Annotated in this window: 17 protein-coding genes and 1 pseudogene; 4 read left to right on the forward strand and 14 right to left on the reverse strand. The window is 42.5% G+C overall.

The genetic code is table 11. The annotated features are described in order from the left end of the window. Positions 1-27 precede the first annotated feature (27 nt). From ACTNC0_RS07690 to ACTNC0_RS07725, 8 genes and pseudogenes are all read right to left on the reverse strand, one after another. Entirely contained in the window at positions 28-540 is a 513-nt protein-coding gene (locus ACTNC0_RS07690; RefSeq protein ID WP_173877595.1) for an AAA family ATPase, read from the reverse strand. A 44-nt stretch (positions 541-584) separates the two neighbouring features. Then, complete coding sequence (gene def / locus ACTNC0_RS07695; RefSeq protein WP_173877594.1) at positions 585-1,043, reverse strand: peptide deformylase; 459 nt, start codon at positions 1,041-1,043, stop codon at positions 585-587. Next, positions 1,018-1,281 (reverse strand): helix-turn-helix transcriptional regulator, encoded by a 264-nt coding sequence (locus ACTNC0_RS07700; protein WP_173877593.1) that lies wholly within the window; start codon positions 1,279-1,281, stop codon positions 1,018-1,020. Before ACTNC0_RS07700 ends, def begins: the two co-directional genes overlap by 26 nt. Before the next feature lie 150 nt (positions 1,282-1,431). Continuing rightward, positions 1,432-1,809: a TnpV protein gene (locus ACTNC0_RS07705; protein ID WP_173877592.1), complete on the reverse strand. Its 378-nt coding sequence runs from the start codon at positions 1,807-1,809 to the stop codon at positions 1,432-1,434. Then, on the reverse strand, positions 1,769-2,041 hold the full coding sequence (locus ACTNC0_RS07710) for a helix-turn-helix domain-containing protein (RefSeq protein WP_002593556.1): 273 nt from the start codon (positions 2,039-2,041) through the stop codon (positions 1,769-1,771). The genes ACTNC0_RS07705 and ACTNC0_RS07710 overlap by 41 nt, the downstream gene beginning before the upstream one ends. 155 nt (positions 2,042-2,196) lie before the next feature. After that, on the reverse strand, positions 2,197-2,355 hold the full coding sequence (locus ACTNC0_RS07715) for a Maff2 family mobile element protein (protein ID WP_066548971.1): 159 nt from the start codon (positions 2,353-2,355) through the stop codon (positions 2,197-2,199). Between the two features lie 167 nt (positions 2,356-2,522). Then, a pseudogene (locus ACTNC0_RS07720) lies at positions 2,523-3,359 on the reverse strand (VirD4-like conjugal transfer protein, CD1115 family); the annotation flags it as partial. 142 nt (positions 3,360-3,501) lie between these two features. Beyond that, the gene (locus tag ACTNC0_RS07725) at positions 3,502-4,194 is read right to left on the reverse strand and encodes a serine hydrolase domain-containing protein (protein ID WP_010073961.1); all 693 of its coding nucleotides are present in this window, start codon (positions 4,192-4,194) and stop codon (positions 3,502-3,504) included. Positions 4,195-4,249: 55 nt separating this feature from the next. Here ACTNC0_RS07725 and ACTNC0_RS07730 point away from each other — a divergent pair, with 55 nt between their 5' ends. From ACTNC0_RS07730 to ACTNC0_RS07745, 4 genes are all read left to right on the forward strand, one after another. Beyond that, on the forward strand, positions 4,250-4,624 hold the full coding sequence (locus tag ACTNC0_RS07730) for a TnpV protein (protein WP_013291955.1): 375 nt from the start codon (positions 4,250-4,252) through the stop codon (positions 4,622-4,624). Between the two features lie 366 nt (positions 4,625-4,990). Further along, entirely contained in the window at positions 4,991-6,910 is a 1,920-nt protein-coding gene (tet(O), locus tag ACTNC0_RS07735; protein WP_117477955.1) for a tetracycline resistance ribosomal protection protein Tet(O), read from the forward strand. 50 nt (positions 6,911-6,960) lie between these two features. Further along, entirely contained in the window at positions 6,961-8,181 is a 1,221-nt protein-coding gene (gene tet(40) / locus ACTNC0_RS07740) for a tetracycline efflux MFS transporter Tet(40) (RefSeq protein WP_024407615.1), read from the forward strand. 599 nt (positions 8,182-8,780) lie between these two features. Further along, complete coding sequence (locus tag ACTNC0_RS07745) at positions 8,781-9,329, forward strand: sigma-70 family RNA polymerase sigma factor (protein ID WP_441087005.1); 549 nt, start codon at positions 8,781-8,783, stop codon at positions 9,327-9,329. Positions 9,330-9,371: 42 nt separating this feature from the next. Here ACTNC0_RS07745 and ACTNC0_RS07750 read toward each other — a convergent pair whose 3' ends face one another. The 6 genes from ACTNC0_RS07750 to ACTNC0_RS07775 form a co-directional block, all read right to left on the reverse strand. Beyond that, positions 9,372-9,524: a transposon-encoded TnpW family protein gene (locus ACTNC0_RS07750; protein WP_080633429.1), complete on the reverse strand. Its 153-nt coding sequence runs from the start codon at positions 9,522-9,524 to the stop codon at positions 9,372-9,374. A 274-nt stretch (positions 9,525-9,798) separates the two neighbouring features. After that, a complete protein-coding gene (locus ACTNC0_RS07755) occupies positions 9,799-11,082 on the reverse strand; it encodes a virulence-associated E family protein (protein ID WP_002592617.1) in 1,284 nt (427 codons plus the stop codon). Further along, a complete protein-coding gene (locus ACTNC0_RS07760) occupies positions 11,036-11,671 on the reverse strand; it encodes a CHC2 zinc finger domain-containing protein (protein ID WP_002592618.1) in 636 nt (211 codons plus the stop codon). The genes ACTNC0_RS07755 and ACTNC0_RS07760 overlap by 47 nt, the downstream gene beginning before the upstream one ends. 9 nt (positions 11,672-11,680) lie before the next feature. Further along, positions 11,681-12,925, reverse strand: coding sequence for a serine/arginine repetitive matrix protein 2 (locus ACTNC0_RS07765; protein WP_441086922.1), 1,245 nt, complete (start codon positions 12,923-12,925; stop codon positions 11,681-11,683). 15 nt (positions 12,926-12,940) lie between these two features. Next, positions 12,941-13,207, reverse strand: coding sequence for a hypothetical protein (locus ACTNC0_RS07770; RefSeq protein ID WP_441086923.1), 267 nt, complete (start codon positions 13,205-13,207; stop codon positions 12,941-12,943). Between the two features lie 30 nt (positions 13,208-13,237). Beyond that, positions 13,238-15,100, reverse strand: coding sequence for a recombinase family protein (locus ACTNC0_RS07775; RefSeq protein ID WP_441086924.1), 1,863 nt, complete (start codon positions 15,098-15,100; stop codon positions 13,238-13,240). Between the last annotated feature and the right edge of the window lie 7 nt (positions 15,101-15,107).

The following is a 15,107-nucleotide window of genomic DNA, read 5'->3' on the forward strand; positions in this document are numbered from 1 at the left end:
TGTAGCAGCGGTTTGTGCTGGGATTATTCAGTTGAAATTTGAATATTGCATAATATCCTCTTTCTGCAAAATTACTTTTTCTCCTTCGCCGCATGGCTCCTGAAATGCGTGATAATGATGTTCCAATAGTTCATCTGTTATCACAAACGGTGAATTGGCATTTAAGACCTGATTCCTTTTATATAGTCTTTTTTGCAAAAGCTCCTTACTGGCTTTCATATAGACAAGCTCCGTTTCAGCGCCTGCTTTTTGAATCAGTTCTTTATAAACATTCCGATTTTCCTTACTCCAGAAACTAAAATCAATCACAACATCTTTTCCCTGCTGAATCAGGGATAGCAGCTTTTTTTGAAGCGCAGCTTCCACCTGCTCTGACAATTTTTCATATTGTTCTTCCGGATAATCAATTCCCTTTCTTCCATAAAGTTTCCACATTTCTTCGTCAATGGAAAGTCGGATATATCCTTCCTGTTCTTTTTTCTTGGCGTAAGTAGTCTTTCCAGAACCACATACGCCGCACATCATAATAACCTTGCTCATAAGACCCCTTTTTCTTTTTCCGAAACGGCATCTATCAATTTGCACTACAAAGCAGAAAGTTCTTCAATCGCTTTATCTAAAAAAATCATACCATCCAGATGTTCCAGCTCATGGCAGAAGCATTTTGCCATTTCATCTTCTCCGTCAACTATAATTTCCTCTCCATATTCATTGAGTGCCTGAATCGTGACCTTTTGCGGACGAATTGTTTTTACAAAACGGTTCGGGAAACTAAGGCATCCCTCAACACATTCCTGCACACCGCTTTGGCTTATTATTTGCGGATTTACAAGTTTTAATCGTGTGTCGTTAAAATCAATGACAACCAACCGTTTCAAAACGCCAACCTGATTTGCTGCCAGTGCAGCTCCATTTTCTGTTTCATGTAATGTATCAAGCATATCATCTAAGAGCTGCCTGATTTTATCATCAACTTTTAGGACAGCTTTACATTTTTTTCTCAATATAGGGTCGCTGTCATAGCGAAGAAATCTTGTTGCCACTTTTTACCTCCTGTCTGCTGCTGTCAGCTCTTGATTTTCTCAAACTTACATCAAATAAAAATACATCCTCAATGGCACACTCAAACACTTTAGAAATATCATATGCAAGCCAGATAGATGGTTCAAATTTTTCTGTTTCTATGGCATTTATCGCCTGCCTTGAAGCTCCAACCAGTTCTCCTAATTGCTCTTGCGTCAGCCCTCGCTGTTCCCGCAATTCTTTTATTCTGTTTTTCATAGTTCCTCCAAAAGTAAGGTTAATATTATAATAAAATTATATGTGTTTTCGCTTGTAATGTCAACCTTACATCTGTTTTCTGCTACACAAATATCTATAAATACAGGAAACGATACCATGTTTCAGATATCGTTTCCCTATATCATACCCTTATGAATAAATCATCTCATGCAAAACAATTTCTTCTGCCCGGTTGTGAATGTTATTGCAATGCTGCACCCATTCCATTTGACAGGTACGCTTTAATTCCTCGGTTACGCCCTCGGCAGTTTTCATCTGCTCCATGATGGTGTCTAACCGTTCCTGTGCCTGTTTGTTCAGGTCTGCAAGATATGTCCATAGCTCTCCGGTCAATATCAATGTGTTCAATCTGACTGGGTGGACTTCTCTTAAATATTCCCGGTGCATCCGTCCGTACTTTCCGATAGGGCGGTGTTCCTCCGGCAGCTTCAAATCTGGGATATAATAATCCCCAACAAGGATATAATCAATTCCGTTTTCCGTTATTCTTGGTTTCAATTCGCTCATGTTCCTTACCTCCTGTGGAAGCAGGCTCGTCTGGTACTAACTCAATCACATCGGTAATCTCACAATTCAGCGTTTCGCAGATACGGGCTAATGTATCCATGCTGATGTGCTTTCCCTCTTTGCTCATGTTGGCAATCATATTCGTTGTCATACCGGCGGCAAGCCTTAAATCCTCTTTCCTCATATCACGCTCTAACAGTGTGTGCCAGAGTGGTTTATAGCTGATGTGCATATTGTTTTCCTGCCTTTCTATCCATACCACCGGGGCGGCTGCCCCGGCAGGAACTTTTCTCTTATTATAGCACCAATCTTGTGTAATCACAATTTATTCTTGTAGACTGCCGCTGATACCGTCTGGATTGTGCTTTTCCTTTCTTTTTGTTCCCTTTAATTAGCCATGAACTGTTTGATACCCTGCGACTTTGCACCGGGATTATCATTACCATAACCCTCCAGGAGATTGATAACTCCCCACACGCCTACACCTGCTCCGATTGCGGTTACTACCGTCTTTAATCCTGTTACTGCTGTTGTAAAAAATGACATTTTAATCTACCTCGTTCTTTCTCTTAATTTTTTCAAAAAGAAAGAGTTTTGAGATGTATCAGCATACACAACAAAACTCTTTTTTCTTCTGGACACAATGTCCAGAGGTTAATGGTTCCATATTCAGTTATCAGTTCTGCACCTTTAGACATTCTGTCCAAAAGTCGCTATTTCGTTGTATCGCCCTCAACTTCTCCACAATCAAAGGCATCATCTACCTCTGTGTCTGGCGTAACTTTCATGCGATGCAGATGCTTCACATAGTCCTCAATGTCAAAGGCATTTTTCGGGTCAAAATCGGACAGCTCTTTGTACCGCCTGTGCTTTGTTATATCAAACTTATCTGAGAAAAAAGGTCTCACGCCCCTAAGCTGCATAATACATTTTCCGCCATCCATGACCGCTATCTCATCCTGACTCATAAGCTCTTTTCCGGTCTTTTGATAATTCAGACCATAGGACTGGCTCGTACCTCTTGTATCCGAGGTATTATAAAGGTCAATTGTCTCTTTACCCAATACTTCCGCCAATTCTTTTAACGTGGTCTTTTCCTTTCCTCCAAGGAATAAGGTGGTATCACAGTTGCCCTCTATGGTGTCAGCATTGTCCTTATAAATCGCCTTGAGCTGGGATTTTGACTGCAAAATAATAGAAGCTGATATTTCACGGCTACGGATTGTAGCAATCAGCTTCTCAAACTGTGGAATCTGCCCGATGTTCGCAAACTCATCAAGGAGCATACGCACATGAATTGGGAGCCTTCCGTTATAAACATCATCTGCTTTATCACAAAGCAGGTTAAAGAGCTGTGAATACATGATTGATACCACAAAATTAAATGTGGCATCGGTATCAGAGATAATAACGAATAATGCCGTCTTTTCCTCTCCCAGCGTATCAAGCTCCAGCTCGTCATATTCCATAAGGTCACGCAGCTCCTTAATATCAAATGGTGCTAACCTCGCACCACAGCTAATCAAGATTGATTTCGCTGTCTTTCCTGAGACGAAATGTCAAGGACTTTTTAGTACCCCTGCCATTTTATTGCACGAAAAAAGCCACTGTAGATTTATCTCTCTACAATGGCTCTAAAGTCATTTTTATTCACTTTTGATTACTGGCAAACTCGTGCCCAAACTGAAAGTTTCACTTCTCATTATCAAGTTCTAATAACAATTTTACACCTAATACAGTAGCTGGGACTCTATAATTCGGGGCGAGATTTGAAAGCACAACAACAGCTGTACCTGTTTCGGGATTAAAACCAAGATAGCTATTATAATTTCCTGTACCACCATTATGCCATATGATGTTATTCTTACTATCAAGAATCCAAGACATTCCTATCTCATCCATATGAATACCCATGGTTTTATACATTTCGGTTGATGCATTAATGCTTTTCAGGCTATTATGGCAATCTGAAAAATATGAATTATCTTCAAGTTGCATCTGTGCGTATAAAAGCATATCCTCAATATTTGATGTGACAGCTCCCGCTGACAAATATGCATCGCCTTCTTTCCAATCCCAATACTTTCCAAGGTCTCCGCTTTTATCAGAAATCTGTGTTGAGGTTAAACATAATTCATTTTGTGCAAAATCATTTAACAAGCTTGTATATTCCGTTTCATATACTGACTCAAGAACAAGTCCTAATACTGCATAACCATAATTAGAATATACGAAATCATAACTTGCTTTATTCATATTCAAGTTTCCTGCTTTGTCAGAAACCATTTCTTTTGTAACACCATAAAAATCATTTCTACCATTAAAAAAGTTAGAAACCATAGGACTTTCTAAATAATATCCTTTATAGCCTGAAGTATGTGTCAATAGTTCCTCTATTGTTGGATATGTATTTCCTTCCGGTAAAGATAAATAGTTGTCTATTGTACAATCATTATTTGAGGAACTGGGCGGCAAATACGAAAGGCAAGGGGATTATTTGATACCGTGCTTAACTGTACCCGCCGAAGAAGAACAGGCAATAGGCATCTGGGGGCAACGGCATTTAGATTATCTAAAACAGTACCGTAAAGTTACATACACCAATCTTCTTACAAGCGGCAGGCTAAACGCCTACCTTGCCGACATCAACAGACAGGCACAGGAACGCTTTGAAAGGCTCATAGAGGGTATGAAACAGGCACAGGGCATAACGGAACAGCTAAAGGCAGAAAACGCCTTAGAATGGACAGGATGCCTCAATAACATAAGGGCTTGTGCGAGGGAGATTGTGGAAAAGGAAATTATTTTTGCATAAACAGATGATTAGTGGCAGGGGGAAATCCTGCCGCTTTTTCTGCTTTAGTTTGTCAGCTTGACAAATAAAGGGTTAAGGAATATAATTAGATTCAGTATTATACAAGGAGTTAATAAATATGCGGCAAGGTATTCTTAAATAAACTGTCAATTTGATAGTGGGAACAAAAAGTAGCAGTCCCGTTTCACTTTTAATATGGGGCTTAGTTTTTTGTACCCAGTTTAAGAATACTTTTATCATGTAATTTTATATGCCCGAAAACATATAAGTGTTTTGGGGCTATTGGAGTTATTTACCCAGTGATAGGAGTATTTATCACTGGGTATTTTTATGCCCTTTTTTGGGTGTTGATAGGAGGAAAATCACATGAAAATAATTAACTTAGGCATTCTGGCTCACGTTGACGCAGGAAAGACAACATTAACGGAAAGTTTATTATATACCAGTGGTGCAATTGCAGAACTAGGGAGCGTAGATGAAGGCACAACAAGGACAGATACAATGAATTTGGAGCGTCAAAGGGGAATCACTATCCAGACAGCAGTGACATCTTTTCAGTGGGAGGATGTAAAAGTCAACATTATAGATACGCCAGGCCATATGGATTTTTTGGCGGAAGTATACCGTTCTTTATCCGTTTTAGACGGAGCAGTATTATTAGTTTCTGCAAAGGATGGCATACAGGCACAGACCCGTATACTGTTTCATGCACTACAGACAATGAAGATTCCGACAATCTTTTTCATCAATAAAATTGACCAAGAGGGGATTGATTTGCCAATGGTATATCGGGAAATGAAAGCAAAGCTTTCTTCGGAAATTATAGTGAAGCAAAAGGTTGGGCAGCATCCCCATATAAATGTAACGGACAATGACGATATGGAACAGTGGGATGCGGTAATTATGGGAAACGATGAACTATTAGAGAAATATATGTCAGGGAAACCGTTTAAAATGTCAGAACTGGAACAGGAAGAAAACAGGAGATTCCAAAACGGAACGTTATTTCCCGTTTATCACGGAAGCGCTAAAAACAATCTGGGGATTCGGCAGCTTATAGAAGTGATTGCCAGTAAATTTTATTCATCAACGCCTGAAGGTCAATCTGAATTATGCGGGCAGGTTTTTAAGATTGAATATTCAGAGAAAAGGCGGCGTTTTGTTTATGTGCGTATATATAGCGGAACATTGCATTTGAGGGATGTTATTAGAATATCTGAAAAAGAGAAAATAAAAATCACAGAGATGTGTGTTCCGACAAACGGTGAATTATATCCATCCGATACAGCCTGCTCTGGTGATATTGTAATTTTACCAAATGATGTTTTGCAGCTAAACAGTATTTTGGGGAACGAAATGCTGTTGCCGCAGAGAAAATTTATTGAAAATCCTCTCCCTATGCTCCAAACAACGATTGCAGTAAAGAAACCTGAACAGCGGGAAATATTGCTTGGGGCACTTACAGAAATTTCAGATGGCGACCCTCTTTTAAAATATTATGTGGATACTACAACGCATGAGATTATACTTTCTTTTTTGGGGAATGTGCAGATGGAAGTCATTTGTGCCATCCTTGAGGAAAAATATCATGTGGAGGCAGAAATAAAAGAGCCTACTGTTATATATATGGAAAGACCGCTTAGAAAAGCAGAATATACCATCCACATAGAAGTCCCGCCAAATCCTTTCTGGGCTTCTGTCGGGTTGTCCATAGAGCCGCTCCCTATTGGAAGCGGAGTGCAGTATGAAAGCAGAGTTTCACTTGGATATTTAAATCAATCGTTCCAAAATGCGGTTATGGAGGGGGTTCTTTATGGCTGCGAGCAGGGGCTGTATGGATGGAAAGTGACAGACTGTAAAATCTGTTTTGAATATGGATTGTATTATAGTCCTGTAAGTACCCCCGCAGACTTTCGGCTGCTTTCCCCTATCGTATTGGAGCAGGCTTTAAAAAAAGCAGGGACAGAACTATTAGAGCCATATCTCCACTTTGAAATTTATGCACCGCAGGAATATCTCTCACGGGCGTATCATGATGCTCCAAGGTATTGTGCAGATATTGTAAGTACTCAGATAAAGAATGACGAGGTCATTCTGAAAGGAGAAATCCCTGCTAGATGTATTCAAGAATACAGGAACGATTTAACTTATTTCACAAATGGGCAGGGAGTCTGCTTGACAGAGTTAAAAGGATACCAGCCAGCTATTGGTAAATTTATTTGCCAACCCCGCCGCCCGAATAGCCGTATAGATAAGGTTCGGCATATGTTCCACAAGTTAGCTTAACAGCTTGCAAAAGTCATATAAAATGAGATTTGAAAGGAGAATGTAACTTCATGTTTGCTAAAAATTCAAAGGCATATTCTGTCTACCTGCTGTTCCGATTTGTCTGTTCCCTGGCGGTTTCTATGTCCACAGTGCTTTCCATCGTGTACCACCTGGAGGTGGTGCAGCTGGATGCTTTCCAGCTTGTCCTGGTAGGGACGGTTCTGGAGACCTCCTGCTTTCTGTTCGAGATACCCACCGGTGTGGTGGCGGATTTGTATAGCCGTCGGCGCTCGGTGCTGATTGGAATGTTCCTCTACGGCCTGGGCTTTCTGATGGAGGGTGCGCTACCGTGGTTCGCGCCGGTTCTGCTGGCCCAGGTTGTCTGGGGTTGCGGTGATACCTTCATCACCGGCGCTCTGGAGGCGTGGATTGCCTCGGAGGAAGAGGACAAACCCATAGACAAGGTGTTCCTGCGGGGCAGTCAAATGGGGCAAATCGGCGGCGTTCTGGGCGTGGTGCTGGGCACACTGCTGGGAAACATAAACCTGCAAATGCCTGTCATCTTGGGGGGCAGTTTGTGCTTGTTGTTGGGGCTGGTGATGGTTCGCATCATGCCAGAAACCAACTTCTCCCCTGCTATTGAGGAACGGCAGGGCTTGCTTAAAGACTTTGTCTGCCTGTTCAAGCTCAACCTGGGCTTTGTGAAAGGCGCACCTGTGTTGCTGGCGCTCTTAGCAATCACACTATGCGGGGGACTTGCCAGTGAAGGCTTTGACCGGCTCTCCACCGCTCATTTTCTGGATGACACGGTAATACCCGTTATCGGGCCGCTGAACAGCGTCACTTGGTTCGGTGTTATCAGTCTTATCGGCAACGGCTTAGGTATTCTGGCTTCTCAGTTGCTCATCGCCCGCATGGAGAAAAAAGGGACTGTCAGCCGAACCAGTGTGGTCATGTCCACCAGTGCCGGGTATATCCTGTGCCTGGTTCTCTTCGCGGTAGGGCGGAGCTTTTGGTTCATGTTGTTGGTGTTCCTGCTGGCGGGGCTTATGCGCACCATCAAGGAGCCTGTGCTGGCCGCCTGGATGAACGACCATGTGGATGAGAAAATGCGCGCCACAGTCTTTTCCACCAGCGGACAGCTGGACTCTTTCGGGCAGATCATCGGCGGGCCTATTGTGGGGCTGGTAGCCCAGCAGGTGTCCATACCCTGGGGGCTGGTCTGTACCGCTTTCCTGCTGTTGCCCGCGCTGTTCTTAGTGCCGGTGGCGGGAAAGAAGCGGGATTGATATGGCATAGTTAAGTTTACTGACGAGCGGGAGATTACTTCCGCTCGTCTTCATTTAGTAGCGCAAAATTTGAGGACTCTTTATTTCCTTATTCGGTATAGCGGAGGCGGCTGTCAATTCGACATAATTTTCTTGTGATACTTTACCGTACATGAGCATTTGTTTCGTATTTGAAAGAACAAACTCACCAAATAAAAAAAACGATATTCGGGTGGGTTATTTTGTTATACCCTAAATTACCCTCTGAATTTGTTTTTAAATTTGGAGGGATTTTTTTATGTCCTTTTTTCGGGCAGTTATCTATCTGCTCATACGAAGCAAAATTTATCAATACATAGCATATCAGAGAACGGCAGGAAACCAGTTAAAAAAATTTCTGCCAGTGCAACGGTACTTCTCACCTTGAAAGTAGAAGTACAATCTCCATACAATAGAATTACTATTTCCTATAACCGTAAAGGTCACAGAGCCTTTGCGGTTTTTCTTTTGTCGATTTTTGTTGGAAAGTGCCGTAGGGCTGTTTCTGATATGCGGTGTCGTTCTCCGCCTCTCCATCTGGATTTTTTACATTTCAAAAATTCAGATGGGAGGTATTTATGGTGAAATATGCACCAAGAAAGGTATATATCAGAGAAAGTGGCGGCTATGTGGAATTATCCTACACGGAGTTCTGCCGTTGCAGGGAATCCGACCAGACCTATATGGACAAGCTGTTTATCCCCATTCAAGGCTGTCTGCTTGAAGTCGTGAGGGAGCAATACACAGACTTCTACCGTGACAAGGAACGGTGGCGTTATCTGCAAAAATTAGATACAAAGAATAGACTGCTATCTCTCGACGGATTTACGGACAGCGAGGGGAATCCTCTGGACTTTATCACTGATGAAGCGGTGGACATTGCAGAAACCGTTGTCAATGCGGTCATGGTGGACAGGCTGAAAGCCGCCCTGCCTTTGCTGTCGGATAGTGAACAGGAGCTGATACAGGCAATCTTTTTTGACGGACTTTCCGAGCGTGAAGTCGGGGCGAGGTTGGGCATAACCCAGAGCGTTGTAAACAAACGCAAAGCCAGAATCCTAATAAAACTAAGAAAGATAATAGAAAATTCAAATTTTCGTTCTCCTCGAACACCATCAATTATATCATGATATATACTATTATTCTACATGCTTTTTGACCTATGCAGTGTGCTACGAAGCCCTGACCTCATTAGCAATCAGCCTCTTTATCTTGTCCTTCATGCTTTCCTTTGCATCCTCATTGAAATGCACCCTGACTACATAGGTTGTACCGCCTATCTGCTTTCTTAATGCTACCGGTGTGTTTGTTTTTTTATTCTCCATTTGTTTGTTCTCCTTTTTTGTTAATGCCCGATAAGGAAGTGCCTCTATCTCTCGACAACGGGCAACGACAACGGACACCTAAAAACTCCTAAACCTTATCATTTATAGTTACTTTTCTGCTTTTATTCTTTTTTTCAAATATTCCGTTGCTTTCGTTGTCAGAACTGTATCTATCCCTAAAAAATGTAGGAAATATAAGGATTATAGAAATATAGAACCGACAACGAACCCGACAACGGAAGCGACAACAGACCGACAATCTACCGGGCAGTTTTTACTTCATCCACTCTTCCGGCAACGATAACTGTTGCATCTGTTCTTCGGTTAATGGTTGAAATTCACTCTCTTTGTTGTCGGGCTTTTCCCATCCTCTCTGTCTGTTGTATGGGCTTGGGAAATATCTCGGATTAGTAAATGCTATCCAGCCACTACAATTATTCATAATATCGTTAATCTCCCGAATTTCCCACTGTGCCGGACTTCCGTCATTCCCCAGTGCCTCTGCATAAAGCAATCGGGAACACACCATATTGCCCTTGCAATGCTCCAAATAATCAAGAATAAGCTCCTTTTTGGTATCTTCCTGCATAAATCTCTTCTGATACTCACAAAGCTCTTCCTGCGTCTTTTTAGGCAGTTTCAGCATATAATTACCACTTCTGTATATCTCCATTGCCTCTGCCCACATCTGTGCTATATATTCTCTTGATACTTTCTCATCATCAAGGATGTGAACCTCTGCCTCATTCACATTGCACTGAATAGGAAGAAATCTTCTGTTCCCCGACCTATCCATAGGCAGGAAATCAAGAGAATTTGACGAACCGGCAAATACGCACTGCCTCTTATGGTCTTTCGGATGCTTGTCATACGGTGTTTTGTAGGTATCCTTCTGCCTGCTCATAAAGGACTTGGTATCCTCTACATTCTTCGCATTCAGGATTGCTACCATTTCAGGGAACTCCACTATCAGATGCCCCTGCAATTTCCGGTATACATTCTCGTCATCCATTTTCTTTAGGTCATCCGTGAACCAGTCATCTTTCATGGCGAGAAATCTGAAAAAAGTGGATTTACCGGCACCCTGCCCACCGACAAGACACAGCATAACCTCAAACTTAATGCCAGGGCGGAAAACTCTTGCGATTGTTCCCAGCATAAAGAGTTTCAACACTTCATAGGTATAATCACTGATTTCAGCCCCCAAAAAGTAATGCAGGGCATATCTGATACGCTCCACCTTATCCCATTGCAGGGCATTCAGATAGTCCTGCACCGGATGATAACGGTTTTCATTTGCCACTACCTTGATTGCATCATCAATTCTCTTTTCATTTGCCAGACCATAATTCTTTTCAAAGTACAGCACCAAGAATTTCAAATCAACATCTGTCAGATTTTCACTTTCCCGATACCAGCCCAAATCTCTTGTAATGTCGATTTTATCGGTAAACATATTCAAACGGAATGCTCCGCCTAAATGTGGGTCATGGAGCAAAACTGTACGATAATTACCGGCAGTCTGCCTTACATTTCCCTGCTGTGTGCACTCCAGCATCTCTCTCACTTCTTCGATACTCTTCAATTCTTCCGACAATGCTCTTTACCCCCTTTCCTATGTCTGAAATAACAAAAGCCCTGTCAGGAATATCTTTTTCAAGAAGAGTGTCAAGCTGATACTCCACTCTGCTGATATTCTGCAGGGCTTCCACAAAGAGCGGATGCAGTTCTTCATCCATGCTCTTCGGTGCATATTTTATTTTCCATTCCTTTAGCAGATGATAATAGTCGGATAATTCCCTAAAACATTTCTTCTGTTCCTCATCCAATATCTGCTCTTTCGATTTCTGCGGTACTGCCGGTTTTGGTAATGGACGGTTGGTTGCATCATAGTTTAGACCAAAGTCGGAGGCAATCTTCATTGCAGCCTCCTTTGGTGCAAGTCCAAAATATTTTGCCACCAAATCAGTAGCATCTCCGGTTTCTCCACAACCAAAACAGTAGTACCTCTTATCAATCTTCATACTGGGTGTCTTATCCCTATGAAACGGACAACAAGCCAGCCCGCTCCGATTGATTTTTATGCCATATCTCATAGCTACATCTTTTGCGGTAACATTATCCTTTACCACTGCAAAAACATTCATAACAGCCTCCTATCCAAGTTCTTCCGTTTTCTGCTTTTTCACTTTTGGAAGTTCCGCTTTTCTCTGCTTTTCCATTTCCACTTGCTTCTGATGTTCTGCCAGCCTCTCTCTGACAGACACTCTCGCCCTTTCCTTTATTTCTTCTTTTTTCTGTTCCTTTATCTGTGGACTCTGTAAAGCTCCCAGCACTTTCTTTGCAACTGCCTGTGCCATTTTTCTAAAGCGTGCTTCCAAGTTGTCAAGGCACTTCCCCACAAAATCTCTCTTGTCTTTTGGAGTTTTCCGCTCATCCGAAGTCAGCCATTTTTTATAACTGCGAAGCTCTGCTATATCTTCTTCTCTGGTATGCTCTGCCACTGTATCAGCTACGACCTCACACGCTTTTTCATAGGCATCATCCGCTATCTGCTCCACCATATTTTCCATATCCAAGACCTTCAAGGTAATGTCATCCAAAGCCGCCTGCATCTCTGCAATTCTCTTCTGCTGATTTTCTATGATATAGTCCTGCTTCTCCAAATAGCTTGCTCCACCATATTCCGGTTCATATTCAAGCTCCACACCGTTCTTCTGCCCAATATCCAAAAACAGCTTCCTGCACTCTGCATCAAAGCACATCTTCCGGTTATTGAATCGACTTCTCTTTTTTGTCGGGTCAGGTAATTCAAACCCCAACTCTTCCAGTGCTTTTTCCTGCTGTGGACAAAGCTCCCCATATTTATTCAGGGCATCATAGACTTGTCTTACATGAACATGAGGAGTGGCTTCATCCAAGTGCAATGCCCAGTCAAGAATGTGAACATGGCTACCATATCTTTTTTCAAATTCCTCAAAGAACTCTGCCACCACTTTTGCCAATACATCGGGTGTCACTGAACAATCAATATTACCAAGTTGCAATATACTCTCTTCCGGACAGGTCTTATTATTTTTCAGAACATCATCTGTCGTTCTGTTCCGTTCTGCGTGACCCGCTTTCTCATTTCTTTCATTTTGTGCATCCACATGGTCTCCGTAATGCTCAAAATAATATGCTTTTTCAATTCCCGTGAAAGTCATTTTCCTTTCCGATGTATCACCGTTCAAACAGTAACCCTGATAGCAGTCCCAGTAAACATTCAGCTTCGTTCTCTCGGCATCAATATGCTCACTGTTGGCTACATCAAAGTCTCTGTCATTGTGCTTTACATCATAAACACCATGCTTTCCGCTTCTTCCGTTGTGCCTTGAAGCTCTCATTTTCTCTTTGCTCATTTCTTCTTTTTCCTTTCAACTAACTTCCGTGGCGAAGCCAATTACTTGAGATTTTTTCGACAAGTAATACCCAGTACTTATTGTCGAAACGACAATAAACTGGGCAAGGCTTCCGCCCTTGACCTGATGAAGGCTCTGCCTCTCAACTCCGACAAAGGTTGCACCTCTGTACTCTGCTCCGAAGGAGTTGAAAACTGCCACCACACAGCCGGTAGCACTGTTCAACTTCTTCGGTATGCCCTGCATTTCCTCTGGAAATTTGGGCATGAAAAAAGCACTCAAGATTATCTCTCAAGTGCTTTTTCCGAAATCCTATTCAGGCGTTCCGACTGTCGGTTTTAATGCAAGGCTTCCCACCGTTGCATACACTCCGTTCTCCCTATCCTGCTTACGGATTTCTTCTTTCATGGCTTGCAGTTTCTCACGCTTTTCACTCTTCACACGCTCCTCATATTTTCTCTGCCAGCCACTTTCTTTTCTGCGAAGATACTGCTGATGCCTCTTATCCTTAATCCGGTTAATTCGGTCTATCTCCGCCTGCTCTTCCGGTGTAAGTTCCACTTCCATTGCCGGTGGTACATACCGACCTAAGAAATTGAAGTAAATCTCAATCTCCTGCGTGGTCTGAATGCTCCCCTTTCTGTCTCGCTCATGCACCAGCACCTTCTCAACAAATTCGTTAATCATTGCCGGTGTAAGCTCTTCAAATTTCTCGTATTTATCAATCAGTGCCATGAACCGGCTTGCGGAATTTCTGTTTCCGTCATACTCTGCAACCCTCTTCTCAAGCTCCGTGATTTCTGCATCCAGTTCCGCTTTCTCCTTTGCGTACTGCTTATCAAGAACCTCATATCTGCTATCCGGCAATTTGCCGAGAATGTTATCCTCGTAGATACGACAGATTAACTTCTCAAGCTCGTCACAGCGATTTCTAGCCACTTTAATTCGTGCCTTGACCTTTTTTACCTCTGCATCCTCTTGTGAGGACTGTGCGGTTGTTATCGTCTCCAAAAACTCCGCTCTGTCATACTTGGCACTTTCAAAAATTGCTTTCAGCATATCTCCTATCAGTTCCAGCACCACGGACTCGTTAATTCTGTGCTGTGTCTTGCATAGCGTACCGCACGGAACTTTGGTATATGCCGAACAGGTATATTGTGCAATTCTCTTGCCATTGCTCGTTCTGTGAACATACATTTTAGCACCACAATCAGCACAATACATAAGACCGGTAAGTACATGATGCTCGCCCCATCCGTCCGGATATCTTCGTACATTTGCTCGTAATTTTTGCACCGTATCAAAGGTATCTTGGTCTATAATTGCCTCTTGGGTATTCTCAAAGATTACCCAGTTATCTTCCGATACATAATGGCTCTTTTTATCCTTAAAGTGCTTCTGCGTTTTGAAGTTTACGGTATGCCCCAAGTACTCCCTTTTCTTCAAAATGCCGACCACCGTAGATGAACCCCACCCATACGGGTCTTTTACTTGCTTGTGCCTGTTGTTACCCTGTCCGAAGCGTGCCATGTGTACTGCCGGTATTTCCACTTTCTTCTCCTGCAATAAATTAGCTATCTGATAAGGACCCAGACCATCAATAGTCCATTTAAATATCAGACGAACCACCTCGGCAGCTTCTTCATCAATTATCCAGTGATTACCGTCATTTTCATCTTTCAGATAACCGTATGGAGTAACGCTTGCCACATGCTTGCCCGACTTACCTTTTGATTTAAAGGTAGACCGGATTTTCTTGCTGATGTCTTTTGCATACATTTCATTCATAACATCCCTGAACACAAGAAAATCATCATCTCCGTTGGAACTGTCATGGTTATCGTTAATGGCAATCAGCCGTACTCCCTTTTTACGGAAGAACTCTCGAAGCTGACCGACCACAAGATAATCTCGCCCTAATCGGCTCATATCTTTTAACACAATCGTTTCCACTTCTCCATCTTCCACAAGGCTAATCATTTCCTGAAAAGACGGTCTTTCAAAGGTTGTACCGGATATTCCATCATCAGTGAAGTGCCTGAACCTAGTCCACCCTTTTTCTCTACAAAAATCTTCTAGCAACTTCTTCTGGTTTTGAATACTGTACGACTCCCCCAAGTTCTCATCCTCACGACTTAGTCTCTCATACAATGCGATTATTTTTTCGCTACTCATGCTCTGC

Source organism: Blautia sp. HCP3S3_B11 (genome assembly GCF_052064435.1).
GTDB lineage: Bacteria > Bacillota > Clostridia > Lachnospirales > Lachnospiraceae > Blautia_A.